18 protein-coding genes are annotated in these 15,886 nt (G+C 63.7%); 11 read left to right on the top strand and 7 right to left on the bottom strand.

Translation table 11 applies throughout. The features are described from left to right. The first annotated feature begins 101 nt into the window (after nucleotides 1-101). The gene (locus tag G5A07_RS18935; RefSeq protein ID WP_191863817.1) at nucleotides 102-1,250 is read left to right on the top strand and encodes a YncE family protein; all 1,149 of its coding nucleotides are present in this window, start codon (nucleotides 102-104) and stop codon (nucleotides 1,248-1,250) included. 65 nt (nucleotides 1,251-1,315) lie between these two features. Here the strand turns inward: G5A07_RS18935 and G5A07_RS18930 are convergent, their stop codons facing one another. Further along, the gene (locus tag G5A07_RS18930) at nucleotides 1,316-2,398 is read right to left on the bottom strand and encodes a hypothetical protein (RefSeq protein ID WP_191850551.1); all 1,083 of its coding nucleotides are present in this window, start codon (nucleotides 2,396-2,398) and stop codon (nucleotides 1,316-1,318) included. A 516-nt stretch (nucleotides 2,399-2,914) separates the two neighbouring features. Here G5A07_RS18930 and G5A07_RS18925 point away from each other — a divergent pair. The 4 genes from G5A07_RS18925 to G5A07_RS18910 all read left to right on the top strand — a co-directional run bounded on the left by G5A07_RS18925 (nucleotide 2,915) and on the right by G5A07_RS18910 (nucleotide 7,234). Further along, nucleotides 2,915-4,465: a hypothetical protein gene (locus G5A07_RS18925; protein WP_191863816.1), complete on the top strand. Its 1,551-nt coding sequence runs from the start codon at nucleotides 2,915-2,917 to the stop codon at nucleotides 4,463-4,465. Between the two features lie 86 nt (nucleotides 4,466-4,551). Continuing rightward, nucleotides 4,552-5,106 (top strand): hypothetical protein, encoded by a 555-nt coding sequence (locus G5A07_RS18920; RefSeq protein WP_191863815.1) that lies wholly within the window; start codon nucleotides 4,552-4,554, stop codon nucleotides 5,104-5,106. A gap of 12 nt (nucleotides 5,107-5,118) precedes the next feature. Next, on the top strand, nucleotides 5,119-6,144 hold the full coding sequence (locus G5A07_RS18915) for a hypothetical protein (RefSeq protein ID WP_191863814.1): 1,026 nt from the start codon (nucleotides 5,119-5,121) through the stop codon (nucleotides 6,142-6,144). Between the two features lie 70 nt (nucleotides 6,145-6,214). Then, entirely contained in the window at nucleotides 6,215-7,234 is a 1,020-nt protein-coding gene (locus G5A07_RS18910) for a WYL domain-containing protein (protein ID WP_049397217.1), read from the top strand. Nucleotides 7,235-7,273: 39 nt separating this feature from the next. Here G5A07_RS18910 and G5A07_RS18905 read toward each other — a convergent pair whose 3' ends face one another. After that, nucleotides 7,274-7,756 (bottom strand): nuclear transport factor 2 family protein, encoded by a 483-nt coding sequence (locus tag G5A07_RS18905; RefSeq protein WP_191850557.1) that lies wholly within the window; start codon nucleotides 7,754-7,756, stop codon nucleotides 7,274-7,276. A 221-nt stretch (nucleotides 7,757-7,977) separates the two neighbouring features. Here G5A07_RS18905 and G5A07_RS18900 point away from each other — a divergent pair, with 221 nt between their 5' ends. Beyond that, nucleotides 7,978-8,790 (top strand): alpha/beta hydrolase, encoded by an 813-nt coding sequence (locus G5A07_RS18900; protein WP_191863813.1) that lies wholly within the window; start codon nucleotides 7,978-7,980, stop codon nucleotides 8,788-8,790. Between the two features lie 9 nt (nucleotides 8,791-8,799). Beyond that, the gene (locus tag G5A07_RS18895; protein ID WP_005412082.1) at nucleotides 8,800-8,973 is read left to right on the top strand and encodes a hypothetical protein; all 174 of its coding nucleotides are present in this window, start codon (nucleotides 8,800-8,802) and stop codon (nucleotides 8,971-8,973) included. Between the two features lie 91 nt (nucleotides 8,974-9,064). On the opposite strand, the gene G5A07_RS18890 is transcribed toward G5A07_RS18895, so the two are convergent. Further along, on the bottom strand, nucleotides 9,065-9,745 hold the full coding sequence (locus G5A07_RS18890; protein WP_191863812.1) for a hypothetical protein: 681 nt from the start codon (nucleotides 9,743-9,745) through the stop codon (nucleotides 9,065-9,067). A 133-nt stretch (nucleotides 9,746-9,878) separates the two neighbouring features. Here G5A07_RS18890 and G5A07_RS18885 point away from each other — a divergent pair, with 133 nt between their 5' ends. Further along, nucleotides 9,879-10,538: a hypothetical protein gene (locus G5A07_RS18885; RefSeq protein WP_191863811.1), complete on the top strand. Its 660-nt coding sequence runs from the start codon at nucleotides 9,879-9,881 to the stop codon at nucleotides 10,536-10,538. 70 nt (nucleotides 10,539-10,608) lie between these two features. Next, nucleotides 10,609-11,577, top strand: coding sequence for a polysaccharide deacetylase family protein (locus tag G5A07_RS18880; protein WP_191863810.1), 969 nt, complete (start codon nucleotides 10,609-10,611; stop codon nucleotides 11,575-11,577). Nucleotides 11,578-11,580: 3 nt separating this feature from the next. Here the strand turns inward: G5A07_RS18880 and G5A07_RS18875 are convergent, their stop codons facing one another. The 3 genes from G5A07_RS18875 to G5A07_RS18865 all read right to left on the bottom strand — a co-directional run bounded on the left by G5A07_RS18875 (nucleotide 11,581) and on the right by G5A07_RS18865 (nucleotide 14,069). Next, nucleotides 11,581-12,480 (bottom strand): MnmC family methyltransferase, encoded by a 900-nt coding sequence (locus G5A07_RS18875; RefSeq protein ID WP_191863809.1) that lies wholly within the window; start codon nucleotides 12,478-12,480, stop codon nucleotides 11,581-11,583. Nucleotides 12,481-12,878: 398 nt separating this feature from the next. Continuing rightward, entirely contained in the window at nucleotides 12,879-13,541 is a 663-nt protein-coding gene (locus G5A07_RS18870) for a hypothetical protein (RefSeq protein WP_191863808.1), read from the bottom strand. Between the two features lie 111 nt (nucleotides 13,542-13,652). After that, nucleotides 13,653-14,069 (bottom strand): hypothetical protein, encoded by a 417-nt coding sequence (locus tag G5A07_RS18865; protein WP_191863807.1) that lies wholly within the window; start codon nucleotides 14,067-14,069, stop codon nucleotides 13,653-13,655. A 90-nt stretch (nucleotides 14,070-14,159) separates the two neighbouring features. On the opposite strand from G5A07_RS18865, the gene G5A07_RS18860 reads away from it, so the two are divergent. Continuing rightward, nucleotides 14,160-14,444, top strand: a complete 285-nt coding sequence (locus tag G5A07_RS18860; protein WP_049436996.1) for a hypothetical protein — start codon at nucleotides 14,160-14,162, stop codon at nucleotides 14,442-14,444. Nucleotides 14,445-14,567: 123 nt separating this feature from the next. Here G5A07_RS18860 and dmeF read toward each other — a convergent pair whose 3' ends face one another. Next, nucleotides 14,568-15,539 carry a CDF family Co(II)/Ni(II) efflux transporter DmeF gene (gene dmeF, locus G5A07_RS18855; protein ID WP_191863806.1) on the bottom strand — a complete coding sequence of 324 codons (972 nt, stop codon included), beginning with the start codon at nucleotides 15,537-15,539 and terminating at the stop codon, nucleotides 14,568-14,570. 53 nt (nucleotides 15,540-15,592) lie between these two features. Here dmeF and G5A07_RS18850 point away from each other — a divergent pair, with 53 nt between their 5' ends. Further along, on the top strand, nucleotides 15,593-15,877 hold the full coding sequence (locus G5A07_RS18850) for a metal-sensing transcriptional repressor (RefSeq protein WP_010484160.1): 285 nt from the start codon (nucleotides 15,593-15,595) through the stop codon (nucleotides 15,875-15,877). Nucleotides 15,878-15,886 lie beyond the last annotated feature (9 nt).

The following is a 15,886-nucleotide window of genomic DNA, read 5'->3' as shown; positions in this document are numbered from 1 at the left end:
ACCCCAGCCAGCCCACCCCGCGCAGACAGATGCGGGGCGGGCCGTCGCAGTACGGCCCAGCGAGCCAGGACACCTTCCCGTGCCCATTCAAGGACGCTCGCATGTTCCGTACTCCTCTCTTCCGCTCGGCCGCGCTGGCCGTTGCCGTTTCGCTCAGCCTCGGCGTGCCCTCCGCATTCGCCGACAACGCGCCCGCCGCCAGTGCCACCACCGCCGCTGTGCAGCGCCAGGCCGTGGCCAAAGGCCTGTACGAGCTGGCCTACAGCCCGAAGCAGAACGCCGTGTTCGTGGCCTCGTCCGGCGGCTTCGGCGATGACGCCGGCCCGGCCCAGGTGCTGCGCCTGAACCCGGCCACGCTCGCCGTGGAAACCCGCATCCCGCTGGAGCGCAAGGCGTTCGGCGTGGTGCTGGATGACGCCCACAACCGCCTGTACGTGGGCAACACCGTGGACCTGTCGGTGACCGTGGTCGACACCGCGCAGAACAAGGCCGTCGGCACCATCCAGTTGATGGAGAAGAAGACCGGCAAGGACGGCAAGGCCGCCTACACCCACGACCTGCGCGAGCTGGTGGTCGACAGCGCGGCCAACCGCCTGTACGTGACCGGCCACAGCAGCCAGCCAGACGTGAGCAGCGTGCTGTTCGTGATCGATACCACCACGCTGAAGGTGATCAACACCATCGACGGCCTGGGCAATGCCAAGGCGCCGGGCCTGGCGCTGGATGCGGCCAACAAGCGCATCTACACCAGCAACCTGCTGGCCGACCTGGTGGTGGTGGGCACCGAGTCGAACAAGGTGGTGGCGCAGCACAGGATCGCCGCCGAGCAGCCGATGAACATCGCGCTGGACCCCGCCGGTAAGCGCCTGTTCGTGACCGACCAGGGCTCGGAATTCCTGCGTGGCTACCAGGCCAAGAGCAGCGGCCTGGTCAGCAAGCACCCGGGCCAGCGCGTGCTAGTGCTCGACCGCAGCACCGGCAAGGAACTGGCCAGCATCCCGACCGATGCCGGCCCGCTGGGCATCCTGCTGGATGCACCGCGCAAGCGCCTGTACGTGACCAACCGCGAGGCCGGTACGGTGACCGCGTACAACAGTGACAGCTACCAGAAGGTGGCGACCTACACGGTGCCGACCCACCCGAACAGCCTGGCGCTGGATGCTAAGAACAACGTGTTGTTCGTCAGCATCAAGAACGGCGAGAAGGACGACAAGGGCGCTGACGAGAGTGTGGCGCGGATTCAGTTGTAACCGGCTACGGGGCCGCCCGTGCGTCTGGCACGGGCGGCCCTGCTCGGATCAGGGCATCAGCTTCCTTATGTCCCGGGTGACTTCTCGGTGTCTGTTTCCCGCGGGCACGGGTTGAACTCGGTAACCTGGTCCATGGGGATGCGATGGATGGTCCTGCTGTCGTCATCCTTCAAGCGTACAAGCAGCACGGAACTGGTCGAGTAGACAACGTTGACCGGATGGGTAGCGGTACCATCACCGATCAGGAGCTTGCGGGATGCGCTGTCACGCGATCGCAGATCCAGCGTCATGCAGCCGCGGGATTTTCCGCTTGGCGGATTGACAACCTGCGAGGCCAGGTATGCACCGGTCGGAGGGAAGAGCATGGCCACGGTGACCATGATCGAGGCGAACGAGAGTGCAAGTACACCAACGCCGTATCGTCCACTCAGTTCATCGACCACTCTGATGACGATGGACTGGAATATGCCCAATGCTACTGCGGCCGTGAGCAGGCACATGCCAATCACCAGATCACTTTCCCTGGAGACCAGGCCGAGCATGAGCCGCATGATCGTGTTGATGGACAGCAGTTGCATGAGCCCCATGCCCAGCAGGAAGTAGCTATCCAAGGAAAGCCATTTCTGCTTCCTGTCATCGGGCTTCGCCCAGCGGGAAAGGAGAACGAAGATCAGCAGGCAGCCAATCGTACTGAACCACAGTGCTGCATCTGAAATCTCGGTGTAGAAGGATGCGACATAGATTCCGCTGAAATGCAGTACGCCCGGAGTGATCAGCGCAAGGCTCCAGCGCCAGAGCGTCCTGTTCCGGCTCGCCGGAGCGTCCGGCAGCAGTTTGATTCCCTGGCCTGGGATATACGAGAACCGATTGGGGGACAGTACGATGGGGGAAAGGAACATGACGGCCAGGGCAAGGACGCGCAGCCCGGTCACCGCAAGCATCATGGGGAGTGCGGAAACGGCATCGGACGAAAGCAGGCTGAGAGGCAGCTCTTCCCTGACGGCGTAGTAGAGGATGCCTGCGCTGGGCAGAAGTACGGCAATCGACGCAATAAGGACCGGATGGCGCTCGATCCAGGCCAGCACCGGGCGAAGTTCTGCGACGACATTGTCAATGAAGATCACGAGCTCGGAATGACGCTTGTTCATCAATCTCTCTTTTGGGGGTTCCATCATCCTGATCTGTGTTCCCTCGCTGTCCGGTGAGGGGATTGCCTGCTGTCGACCGCTGAGGTCGTCCGGGTCTCGACAGGAGTAAAGGTCTACCTCGTGTCACGTACTTCGTGGCTGTCACGTACCCAGCATCCCAGGCCATACAGCGCGAGCCCGTACACCACGGTTGCACCGATGATTCTGAACATGGCGTTCCTCGTCAGGTGATGGAAGGAAGGGAGGCCCAGCACCTGCGTGGCCTCCCCGGAGAGGAATATGCGGATTCCCCCGACAATCTGTGTCGCAGTGCGATGTGTCGTCGCAATCGGCCACGAAAAGTTCGCAATAGGCCTAAAGTTTTCGGAAGTGCTGTCGATGATCCGGGGGATCAGGCGTTACGACATGGTTTGTCGCTATGCACGCCGAAGATGGATCTCCCAGCCAAACCCGCCGGCGAAGCATGCCTGGGTATTGGCCCACAGCTGGATGCTTTGCGTCACGGAGGAAAACGCAATGGAACCCAATGCAAATGCAGATGACAGTGCCCGCGAAACGTCGGGCAGGCAGATCCTGGACGCAGCGACGACGATGTCAACGCTGGAGACTGTCCAACGTTATGGCAATGCTAATGCCGAATACATCAAAGGGTATACCGGAAGAGACGAACTGACCGGTCAGACATTTACCCATGGCCTGAAGAAGATCTCCGGGTACAAGCTTGATCCGGTACGTCCGGAAAACAGCATTGCCCAGCAGGCCGGCTATGCGGCTGAGGTCGCAGCGACCAGTCGTGACAATGCCGAGGCCATCAGCAGTGGGTCACCCGTTCGCACGGTGCGCAGTGATGAGCATCCCCAGTACCGGCGGAACGATGATCGCGTTGACCGGGTAAGGGTGCTGGATGGCCAGATCATTGAAGGCAGCCAGTCACAGATGAAGTTCGTGGGCAACCGTGACCGGCTCCTTGAGAAGATCGCTGCGCCCGATGGAGAGTTCTCGCGCTATCGTGGGCTGAAGTTGGAGCTGCCCTCGGAGCAGTACGTCGATGCCGAGGCATATTGCCGGGCGCAGGCAGCAGATCTGCGCCGTCAGGCGGACGTGGTCGACGCGAGGGGCAAGCCTGAGGTCGCACTGCATCTTCGTGCGAAGGCAGACAACTATGAGCAGCTGGCCGGCAACCTTCTGGATACGGGGCTGACCAGTGACGATGCGAAGTTCTATCGTACCCATCCGCGGATGGCGACGGTGCGCGATATCGCGCATACCAGCCACAGGGCAGGTCTTGAAGGCGCGCGCGGGGCGTTCATGGTTGGCGCGGCGATCAGCATGGCGACCAATGCCTATGCGGTGGCAACCGAGCGCAGGGGGATGATTGATGCGGGCCGCGCAGTCCTGGTGGATGGTGCCGTCTCTGCCGGCATGGGCTACGCAACGGCTGCGTCCGGGGCCGCATTGACCGCAGTGATGCAGCAGTCAGGCCGACAGAGCCTGCAGGTCCTTTCCCGTACAGCCGCTCCGGCCATGGTGGTCGACGTCTGCGTGACCATGACCGGCTGCATACGCCGCTACGCCAGGGGTGAGATCGACGGCGTCCAGTTCCTGGATGAGATCGGTGAGAAGGGTTCCGGCATGATGGCTTCGGCCATGATGGTGGCATTGGGCCAGATCGCGATTCCGGTCCCGGTGGTTGGCGCCGCCATCGGCGGGATGATTGGCTGCACGCTTTCATCGATCTTCTATCGGGAAACGTTGGAGGCGGCCCGGAGTGCAGATCTGGCTGCCGAGAGGCTGGCCTTGGCAATCGAGCTCAACAAAGCTGCCCGTGAAGAAATTCTGGCGCAGCGCTTGGCGCTGGCGCAGTTCATTGCGGCCGAGCTTCCAGTGCTGAATGACGAGACGGCCCAGTTGCTGTGTGCACTCGATACCACCCAGCCGGAGATTGACGCCGATGGATTCGCGGCTGCAATCAACCGCTTTGCCCTTCTGCTGGGCAGCCGCCTGCAGTTTGCTTCGCTGCAGGAGTTTGATCTGTTCATGACGGGTGACGAGCCGCTTCGGCTTTGATCAATCGAACCCATTTCTGGTCGTGGCCTTCCGGGCAGGTTGGCCACGCCGGCTTCCGTGTGTGATCCCAGGACCTTGGAGATACGATGTTCCTTTATCTGCTTCCAGACACCGAGCAGGCAACCTTCCTGAAGGTTGCGCGCCTGCTGAGCGTGAGTGACAACCCGATGCTGTGGGACGGAAAGACCCACGAAGAAGTGACTGGCGATACCAACCTGAGCAAGGTTTCGCTGGATGAATCCGAACACGAACGTGCGATCTTCGACAGCTTTTCCCGTGAGTGCGGCAAGGTATATCGGTCCGACGGGGTGACGAAGGAACTGTTGACGCGCCTGCAGACGATGCCGCTGGTGCGCCAGAGCGACCCGGTGGAGCGGGCGCGGGTGGCGTGCGAGGTGCTCGACTCGCTGATCGACAAGGCCATGGTCGAAGCCGCGCAGCCGGCCGTACCGAAGGTGATGCTGTATGAGTTGATGCTGCTTGCACTGGCCGACGGTGAAGTGTCGAGTGTCGAGGAAGCACAGCTGCGTCGCCTGGCCGATATCTTCGGTATTGACGACTACATCTACAACGACCTGCTTGAGCGCGCGGAAAGTATCAATCGCGAGGCCACCCGTACCGTTGCCATCATTCTTGAGTAAAAGGAGTTACCCATGATTCCAATCGTAGTCGGGGCCGCGATGGCGGCCAGCGCGCTGTATGGCATCTACAAGGGCGGCAAGGCCGTGGTCGATCACAAGGATGCCGGCATCGCCAACGCCGATGCAAAAGGGCTGATCGAGAAGGGCTCGTCGTTGCTGGAGACGCAGCGCAAGCGTACCAACACGGTGCTTGAGGACTATGGTGCACGCAAACTGCGTGCTTTCAATGGGGGGATCGCAGACTTCATCGATGCATTTGGCCTGCTCAAGAACGTTGAGGGGATCGGCTCACCCGAACTGGACAAGCTGGTGCAGGGCGATTTCACCACGGCGTCGCTGGAAGGCCTGAAGCGGGACTACCAGTTGCTGATGGACTCGGGCCTGGGCCTGGGCGCCGGGCTGGGAAGTGGCGCCGCGTTGGCATTTGGTGCGTACAACGGGACGATGCTGCTGGCCAGTGCCAGCACCGGCACTGCCATTTCGACCCTCAGCGGTGTTGCAGCAACCAACGCAACGCTGGCGTGGCTGGGCGGCGGTTCGTTGGCTGCGGGCGGATTCGGAATGGCTGGCGGCACCCTGGTGCTGGGTGGCCTAGTTGCCGGTCCGGCGCTGGCGATCTTTGGCTACGTGGTGGGCAGCAAGGCTGAAGCCGCGCTGGCCGATGCACGCCGTAACAAAGAGGTTGCTCGAACCCATTACGACGAGGCCGTGTTGGCCGCCGAACAGTTGGCAGCGGTCGAGACCGTTGCAACGCTCGCCAACAGGACGTTCTCCAAGCTGTGCATGTCGCTGCGTCGTGGTGTAGCCGATATCCGTGATGTCATCCGGGAGCACGGCTGCGATTTCAGTAGTTTCCCCCAGCAGGCGCGGGAGCGGGTTTTCCGTGCCGTGAAGATTGCCCAGCTGATCAAGGTGATGATCGATACCCCGATCCTGGATGACGCAGGAGCGCTGGTGCTTTCGACCGAGAAGACCGTGGCCGATGTGGATGCGGCGATGGTGGTGATGAAGGGCGAGGAGCCCGCCAAGGCGGCTTGACGATGGGCAGAGCCCCACGCCGTTCTGGTGGGGCTCTTGTTGCCTGTCGGCTCTGGAAGGGAAGATTGATATGAAGATCCGTTCGAACGACACGTTGATGCGGCAGTGGGAGATGCTGCGCATGATCCCGCGCGCTCCGCGCAGGATATCCGTCAGGCAGATACTGGAGAATCTGGAGCCGCTGGGCTTCAGGACCAGCAGTCGCACCATTGAACGGGACCTCCAGAACCTGTCCACGCGGTTCCAGCTCATTGCCGACGACAGTGAAAAGCCCTTTGGCTGGAGTTGGTCCAGGGAAGCGAACTTCGCCTTCACGCCCAGGCTGTCGATTTCGCAGAGCGTTGCACTGCTGCTTTCGCATGCACATCTGCGTCAGCTGCTCCCGGCAACGGCCATGAATGAGCTGATGCCCGTGTTCGACATGGCGCGGGCGGAAGTCTCGACGTCGGGCTGGGGGGAGTGGGCCAGCAGGACCGCGATCCTGCCCATGGGCCCGAACCTGCTCGCCCCCGAGGTGGAAACGGCCGTACAGGTGGATGTCCACAGGGCATTGGCATCCCGACGCTGCCTGTCAGGCTGGTACCGCAGCAAAGGCAAGGACGAGCCGAAGGAGATGATCATGCATCCTCTGGGGCTGCTGATGCGCGGTTCTGCGCAGTACCTTGTCTGCATGCTGCGGGACTATACGGACATCCGCCACCTGGCGTTGCATCGCCTGAGTGGAACCCGGGTGCTGGAGATGGAGGCAAGGAGCCTGCCGGACTTCGACTTCCAGCGCTATGCGACGACCACCGCCACCGCGTTCCAGGGGCAAGGACGCATCGTGCTGGAGGCGCGCTTCCGGGCGCAGGCTGCGGAGCATCTCAGGGAGACGCCCCTGTCCGAAGATCAGACGATCAGTGATCTGGGTGATGGATGGATCCGGCTGCGCGCTACGGTGGAGGACGACCAGACCTTGCGTTGGTGGCTGATGGGCTTCGGGAGCAACGTACGGGTCGATTCCCCAACGCACCTGTGCGACGCCATCGGCGCGGAGTTGGCTCAGGCAGCAAGCTACTACGCCCGCGATCTGGAGGAGACCGTGGGCTGAATGGTCTTGGTCAGGGCGAGTGAACAGTCGCCGACGGGTTCATTTCGTTGCCGGCCGATGGTCATAGCTGATCACCCGTTCGGCCATCCAGCGCCCGTCCACGCGACGCCAGACCTGGATGAAGCGGGCCTGGCCCACCCAGCGCTCCACGCCGTCCTTGCCGCGTTCATGGAAGCGGTGGTCGCCGATCTCCAGCGCCCGCTCGTCGTGTAGCGGGAACACCTGCAACGAAGGCTCCACCCGTTCGCGGCGCAGGCTCCAGCCGCCCTTGCGCGCATTGCTGCACATGTGGGCCACGCTGCGGCGGAAGTCTTCGCGGCTGCTGGCCGACTTGCCGTCCTTGTCATGGAAGAACTCCATGTCCTCGGTGGTCATCGCGGCGGCCTTGTCGGCATCGCAGGCCTCGAAGGCGACGGCGAACAGCTGGGTGTCGGCCTGGCGGATCTGCTCGCGCAGGTCATCGGAGGGCGCGGGTGCGGCGGCAAGGCCGGCGGCCAGCAGGGGCAGGGTGAGCAGCAGCATGGCGAGTCTCCAGGGAGGGTTCACGCAGGCTCGCATGGCGTTTGGGGCGCTGCAGCCGGCGTCCGACGAAACGGCCCTTCCACGGAGTGAATGCCCGCATTGACGGCCCGGCTCCAGCGGCGTCGCCTGTGCAGGGGATGTCATGGCGGCCGGCGATTCCATCACGGTCGCGATAGGGGCCGGCCCATAGCCTGAAAGCCTCCCCTTCCACAGGAGCTCCCATGCCTGCTTCCCGCGTCCGCCTGCACGTTGAAGACACCGGTGGCGATGGCCGCCCGGTCATTCTGATTCACGGTTGGCCGCTGTCCGCCGATGCCTGGAAGACGCAGGTGTCGATCCTGCGCGACGCGCAGCACCGGGTGATCAGCTACGACCGGCGTGGCTTCGGCCGTTCTGACAAGCCGGCAGAAGGTTACGACTACGACACGCTGGCGGCGGACCTGGCCGGGTTGATCGAGGAACGTGATCTGCGCGATGTCACCCTGGTCGGCTTCTCGATGGGCGGTGGCGAGGTGGCGCGTTACGTGGCCAACCATGGCCAGGAGCGCCTGCACAGCGTGGTGTTCGCTGCGGCGGTGCCGCCGTTCCTGCTGCGCGGCGACGACAACCCGGACGGCCCGCTGACCCAGGACAAGGCTGACGAAATGCGCAGCGGTCTGGAAAAGGATCGCGAGGCGTTCTTCGATGGCTTCACCCGCGATTTCTTCAGCGCCAATGGCCAGCTGATGGTGACCGAAGAGACGCGTCAGGCGGCCATCGCGCTGTGCCATCAATCCGATCAGGCGGCGGCGCTGGGTTGCATGCACGCGTTCGCGACCACCGACTTTCGCGACGATCTGAAGAAGATCACCGTGCCAACGCTGGTCCTGCATGGTGACAGCGACGCGATCGTGCCGTTCGAAGGTTCCGGGCAGCGCACGCACCGGGCGATTCCGGGCAGCGAAGTGGTGATCCTGGAAGGCGCACCACATGGGTGCAATACCAGCCATGCGGACCACTTCAATCTGGCACTGCTGAACTTCCTGAAGCGGTAAGCTGCGGCCATGCGCCAGACCAAGACACCCCCGTGGAAGAAGCCCAATCCCAAGGGCCAGACCTCGCAGCCGCTGTCGCCTGCGCAGAAAGAGGCGGCGCGACAGCGGGCGGAAGAGAATGGGCGACGTTATCCGAATCTGGTGGACAACATGTGGGCCGCGAAGCTGCCGCGCGGATCGTGATCTGTAGAGTTGAGCCATGCTCGACTCCGTTCTGCATCCATCCACGCATGGCGTGGATCTACTGCAAAAGCAGCCGAGCGTGGGCTCGGCTCTACAGGTTGGCCAGCGGCGTCCAGCCGGGTTCCAGCCAGGGCGCGATCTTTTTCTGGCGGACGGTGATGGCCTCAACCGGAAGCCCCGCCAGGCGCGCAAGCTCTGCATGCAGCACATCGGCATCCACCGGCACGGCCGTAGCTACCTGCAGCCGATCCCCCTGATGCCTGACCTGTACCGGTAGCGTGGCGTGCGCTTCATGCTCGCCGCCGGTGCGCCCGATCGGGTAGCGCATCGCTACCGGCCGCGACAGCTGCGCCAGTGCGGGCTGCCACGCCTGCAGCACGAGAGGCTGCCCGGCAGCGGGAACCTGTACTTCTGCAATCGTGGCCGGGTAGCCAGTGAGGCTCTCGACCATCACCTGGAAGCGCGCGCCATCCGGCAAGACCAGCACGGCGGCGATCAATGCGGAGAACGAAACGAACACCGCGGCGAGATTCCAGCTGCGCGGCGCGGTGGCCGGGCGCGTTGCGGTGCGCAGGCCCGGTCTGCGCCGCAGCTTACGTGCGTAGATGCGCCGGTCCTTCCGGCGCGGGCTGCTGCTGTACTCGGGCAGGTTCAAGGAAACGCGTGGAAGGCGCGCCACGCGGGCCTTGATCAGGCGCGACAGCAGCATCCACGCGATCACGAACGCCAGCAGCGGAAGCAGCGTTCGCACCCACAGATACAGCGTGACCATCCACAACACCTCTACATACGACCGTCCATGCTCATCCACATCCTACCGGGACCACGCGGCGGTTGTCGTATCCGCCAGCCGACAAGCACAGGGCGCTTGGTTAGGATGGTCCTTTGTTGTCACGGATGAACCGATGGTCTCTGCTGCTGCCCGCTTCTGTCGTATCTGTGGTCCTGGCCCGATTCTGCTGGCACTGCAGGTGGTGGCGCTGCTGGCGGTAGCCCTTGCAGCCGGTTTCTTCCACTACCGCGTGGGACTGCTGCTGGAGCCGGTGGATGACGCATGCGGTGGGCCCGACCCGGTCGCACGCATGCAGGTCGCAGAACAGCTGCTGGCGCGGTCCACTGCGCTTGCACCATGGCAACCGCTGCAGTGGATTCCGATGGCGGGCGTGGTACTGGCGTTGCTGGGCGCGATGTCGATCAGCGTCTACCGGCTGGGTCGCCTGTCGGAACGCCTGCGACGCGCCAACTGGGGGGTGATGGCGCTGCACGCCGCGATCCTGGCGCTGGCCCTCAGGGCATTGCACCTGTACGACATGGCGTGGACCAGCGTAGCCAAGCTGTCCCCAGCGGCGTGCCTGGTGGAACTGGGCGAGCAGGGCCGGCTGCCGCTGGCACAGGCGCAACAGGTGGTATTCGGCATCCTCACCCGCGAGCACGCGCCGCTGCTGCGCAATCCCGATGACCTTGCCCTGGTGCTGGTCGCGTTGATGCTGATGGCGATGGCTGCGGGATTCATGCTGTGGCGGGCGATCGTGCGCGAGCGTCAGGTGCAGTCGCGCAGCCCATAGCGGGTGTGTGACCGACCACGCGCCCGCAATCGCGCTAAAGTCAGCACCTCGCTCCTGCAAGGATGTACTGATGCGTTGGTTGCTGCGTGCTGTGCCATTGCTGCTGTGTTCGTTGGCGGTGCACGCCGCCGAAGTGGATCGCCGGATTGCGGTGACCATCGACGACCTGCCCTGGGCGCGGGTGGACGAGATCGTGCCGGCCGACCTGCAGGCACGCCATGAAGCGCTGATGGGTCAGCTGCGCCAGGCGGGTGTGCCGGTAGTCGGCTTCGTCAACGAGAACAAGCTTGAGATCGACGGGCAGGTGCAGCCGGCGCGGGTGCAGATGCTGCGCGACTGGCTGGACGCGGGTTATGCGCTGGGCAACCACACTTACTCGCACATGGATCTGAACGCCAAGGGCGTGCCTGCGTTCCAGCAGGATTTCCTGCGTGGCGAGACGGTGCTGCGGCCGTTGCTGGCCGAGCGTGGGCTGAAGCCGCAGTGGATGCGTCACCCCTATCTGCGTGCCGGGCGCACGCCGGAAGAACGCGCGGAGATGGACGCGTTCTTCAAGCAGCATGGCTACCGCGTGGCACCGGTGACGGTCGACAACGGCGAGTGGGTGTGGGCGTTCGCCTACGCCAACGTGATGAACGAGCAGCCGGATTCACCGGCGCGCGAGGCGACGCTGGCACAGCTGCGCAAGGGCTACGTGCCGTACATGCTGAACAAGCTGGACTACTACGAGAAGCAGTCGCAGGCACTGCTGGGCTACGCGCTGCCACAGGTCTGGCTGATGCACGCCAACGAACTCAATGCAGCCACGTTTGCCGAACTGGTGGCGGCGACGAAGCGCCGCGGCTATCGCTTCATCTCACTGGATGAAGCGATGCGTGACCCGGCCTATGCACGTGGTGCCGAAGGCTACAGCGGCCGTTACGGCCCGAGCTGGTTGCACCGCTGGGCGATGGCGGAGAAGAAACCGAAGGAGTTCTACGCCGGTGAACCCGAGGTGCCGGCGTGGGTGATGAAGCTGGCCAAGGTGGATTCGGAGTGAGGCTCAGCGCTTGACGGCCAGCACACCGTCAAGCGCCAGCTCGGCCTTGAAGCCGGCCTTTTCCAGACGTTTGGCCACTTCACGTGGCACGTCGCGGCCGCTGGTCAGCTTGTTCGGCGCGCCGGTGTAATGGAACAGGCGACCGCCCTTGCGGATGACGCGGGCGAGGTGGTCGTAGAATACCTGCGAGTACAGTTCGCCGGCGATGCCGAAGCGCGGCGGGTCGTGCAGGATCGCGTCGACGCTGTTGCTGGCCACCTGTTCGATCTGCTGCGAGACATCGCCGTGGCTGAACTGCAGGCGGCCACCGGCCGCAGCCGATTCCGGATCCGGTGACCACGGGTTGAGCGTGCGCAGCCACATCACGTCGGCATTCTTCTCGAACGAACGGATCTGGCCGACACCGGCCTCCAACGCGCAGGCGGCGAAATAGCCCAGGCCACCACAGGTATCGAGGATCACCTTGCCGGCCGGGGCGACCAGCTCGACCTTGCGGCGCGCATCCTCGAAGGGTGACAGCTTGGAGGTCGGCAGCATCTTGATGCCGTCGATCTCGAAGGTCGGTGCGCCCCATTCGGTCGGCACCAGCTTGATCAGCGAGCCGCTGTAGCGCGAGATCGGGGCGAAGTCCTCGCCGTCCCAGTAGTACAGCGTGCGGTCCTTCAGCTTGCCCGGCCACGGGTAGGGCTGGCCACGGAAGCGGAAGCCGTCGGCATCCAGCGCCACGCTGTCCTGGCTGCGGCCGAGGTCGAGCGAGCCCTGCCAGTCGGCGGCGCCCTTGTCATGGGCACGGCGCAGGGTGTCGGCGCTGTCGCGGGTCAGCAGGGGGCCGGTGTAGTGGGGCACGGCGGATACCGGGGCGGTTCGGGGGAGGGCATGGTACCGCAGGGCGTTGGCCACCATCATGGAGTTCGGTAGTGCAGGCCCAACCGGATGAGGGCGTTGGTAGCAATGCTGTCCCCAATGAAGGCGTCATGCCCATGGCAGCGCAGAGTTCTTCATGGAAGTCTCGTGCCGCTGAGGGTTGAAGGGCGTAGTGATAGGTCAGTACCCCTTCTTCATTCCTGATAAGAAGTTGTTGGATGCACGTCATGTTTCCAGAGCTGTCAGGGGCCGATGTGTTGCGGATGACAATAGGCGTCCCTGACAGACTGTAGTCCGCGCTCAGTTGGCCCGGAAGGCACGATACCGATAAGAGAGCGAGGGATTGAATAGTAGAGGCGATCATCAGGATAGGATCATGAGCCTGAGCAGTGAGGGCGGCTTCATCACCCTCACTGCCACGTCAAAGGGTTTTGATCTCAGTAGGCTCTGATGGAGCCACGATCGCTTGCGCAGGCCCGCGGCACGCATCCTTCCATCAACGTATTCATCGTCTGTGGCGCATGAGCGAAGCAGAGTATTCTGGCAGTGTGATTTCCCACGGTGTTGGGTGGGTAATACTCGCTATAGAAGGTATGGCACCTCCCGTTGTCTATTTGCACGCTACCCTGGATGTTCCCGCTGACTGAGCTGTTGAATCTTACGGTTCCATAGGAAATGAAGTTCTGACCAGCTGATACCTGTCCATTGGGTGCATAGGCGATTACATAGTCAGTACTCTTTGCGTCGCTAGCACTGTTCGACTCGATGCTTGAGCAATGCCACGCGGCGCTTCCAGGCCCCACTGTGATGGACTCGCCCTTGGCGGGGTTCATCCCGATATCCGCGCAGGAAGCCTCGTGATACTGCTTCGTGGCTTCCGTTTGATCGTCGTAGCGGTATACATATTGTCCCTTCGAGTTGCGGGTGAGGGACTGCTCCACACTGATCGTTCCTCCAATGAAGTCAGGCCATTCCGCGCTGCGGACGATTCTTGACGGGGTCTTCGCTTCGTCAGCGATTTTTCCATCAGTTGGAGTTCCGTCTCCTGCCTGAACGGATGCAGAGACAATGAACGTGAGAATCGCTATCTGCAGTTTCATTTGAGCCTCTCAGATCTGGGTGAGGCTCCATCTTCATTACTTGCACCATTGCATTTTGGGGCGCATCAGGCAGTTCTTCGGATTTCAAACATTTCTTAATTTTGTCTGTCGCTACTGGCACTTCACCGTATACACCGGCCCAGCGCCGATCAGCATCAGCGCCATGTAGTCACTGTCGCTGGCCTTGCCCTTCAACGCCGCGCCCTTGTTGAAGTGGAAGATGCCGAAGCCACCGGCCATGCGGATCAACGCGCTGTCGATCTGTTCGGCGTCATCACGGAAGTAGCGGCTGATCTCGCTGCGGGTGGCCATGTGCAGGGCATTCGGCTCGCGCTGCCATTGCTCGCCACGACTGAAGGAGACGAAGTACTGGCCACCTTCCTTGTCGATGCGGAAATCGGCCGGCTTGCGCGCGCTGGTGGCGAAACAGCCCTGCAGCGGATCGGCGGAGAACGGAAGCCCGGCGTCACCCCCACAGGCGGTGAGCAGCAGGAGGGCACCGGGCAGCAGCAGGCGGGGCGTGCGCATGGGATGTCCCTACAAGGCAGGTGCGGCTAGTGTAGGCAGCATGCGGGCGTGGCCCGTACAGATATTCGGCAAGGACACAGGGGTTTTCGGATGGCGCAGGGCAAGGCACCGTGGTGCGGCGTGGCCAGTTGGCTGGGGATCGCTGTGGGTTGGGGCGCCGGTACATTGGCTGCGCAGGCGGCGGTGGCCGCGGGCGGCAATGGCATGGCTGCGGGATTGGGCGTGGGTGTGCTGGGCGCGGCGCTGGTGGGCTGCGGCTTGGCGGTGGCTTCGCGCGTGCGCGGCGAGCGCTGGCCGTGGATCGGTATCGGTGGTGCGGTGCTGAGTGCGCTGCCGCTGCTCATGTACCTGCTGCGGATGATGCTGAAGCTCTGACTGTAGAGCCGAGCCCGTGCTCGGCTGATGGCCTGCGAGAGCCGAGCATGGCTCGGCGCTGCAAAGGCAACGGCAAGCCGAGCATGGGCTCGGCTCTACAGATTCGACCGCAGTCGCGCAGGATCAGCTGCGGTGAATCTCCACCGTTACGTGCACCAGCTCTTCATGGATCGCCAGCGCGTTGCGCACCGTATCGGCATCCAGCGTGACGTCGCTGGTAACCACGCTGGCGCTGACCGCGTACTTGCCGCGACCGACCTGCCAGACGTGCAGGTCGGCCAGGCGCGCCGGCCAGGGACCCTGTTCGATCACTTCGCGAACTTCGGCCACCACCGGTGCGTCCATCTGCGCGTCGAGCAGGATGCGGCCGCTGTCGCGCAGCAGGCCCACTGCCCACACCGTGACCAGCGCGGCGCCGACCAGCCCCATCACCGGGTCCAGCCAGGTCAGGCCCAGCAGCTTGCCGCCGAGCAGGGCGACGATGGCCAGCACCGAGGTGGCGGCGTCGGCCAGCACGTGCATGTAGGCCGAGCGCAGATTGAGGTCGTGACCGTGCGCATGGCCGTGATCGTGGTGTTCGTGGTCATGCCCGTGATGATGGCCATGGTCATGCCCGTGGTGGTGATGCGCGTGGCCCGGGCTGTCGTGCAGCCACCATGCGCAGAGCAGGTTCACGCCCAGGCCTACCGCAGCGATGGCGATGGCTTCGTTGTAGTGGATCGGCGCCGGTACCCACAGCCGCTCCAGAGACTGCACGGCCATCAGCGCGGCGACGCCGAGCAGGGCGATGGCGCTCGTGTAGCCGGCCAGGATCTCGATCTTCCAGGTGCCAAAGGCGAAGCGCGGGTCGTGCGCGTAGCGGCGCGCGCAGCGGTAGGCGAACACCGCCAGGCCCAGCGCCAGCGCGTGCGAACTCATGTGCCAGCCGTCGGCGAGCACGGCCATGGAGTTGAACCACCAGCCTCCTACGATCTCCACCAGCATCATGCCGACGGTGAGCCACAGGGCGCGGCGGGTATTGCGTTCGGCCAGCGGGTTGCCGTCGTCGAAGCGGTGTTCGTGGCGGCGGGCGGCGGCCAGGGCGTCCAGGTGCATGGGGGGACCAAGGGGGGTGGAGTGGATACCCCCATAGGGTATATGATCCCGCCATGGCCCATGTACACAAGAATCGAAAGCAGCTGCTGACCCGGGTGCGTCGTATCGCGGGTCAGGTGGCGGCGTTGGAGCAGGCGCTGGACAAGCCCGAGGGCGAGGCGGGCGACTGCGCGGACGTTCTGGTGCAGGTCGCCGCCGTGCGCGGTGCAGCCCACAGCCTGTTGATGGAACTGCTGCACGAGCACCTGCAGGAACATGTGGTGGCTGCCGACGACCCGCAGCAGCGGGCGGACGAGGCCGCGGTGCTGGTCGAGCTGCTTCGCCGCTACGGCAAATAGGCCGAGGGG

This window comes from Stenotrophomonas sp. AS012628, from assembly GCF_010608305.1.
GTDB classification, from domain to species: Bacteria; Pseudomonadota; Gammaproteobacteria; order Xanthomonadales; family Xanthomonadaceae; genus Stenotrophomonas; species Stenotrophomonas geniculata.
Note: the sequence above shows the minus strand (reverse complement) of the source record. Positions and strands in the feature narration are given on the sequence as shown.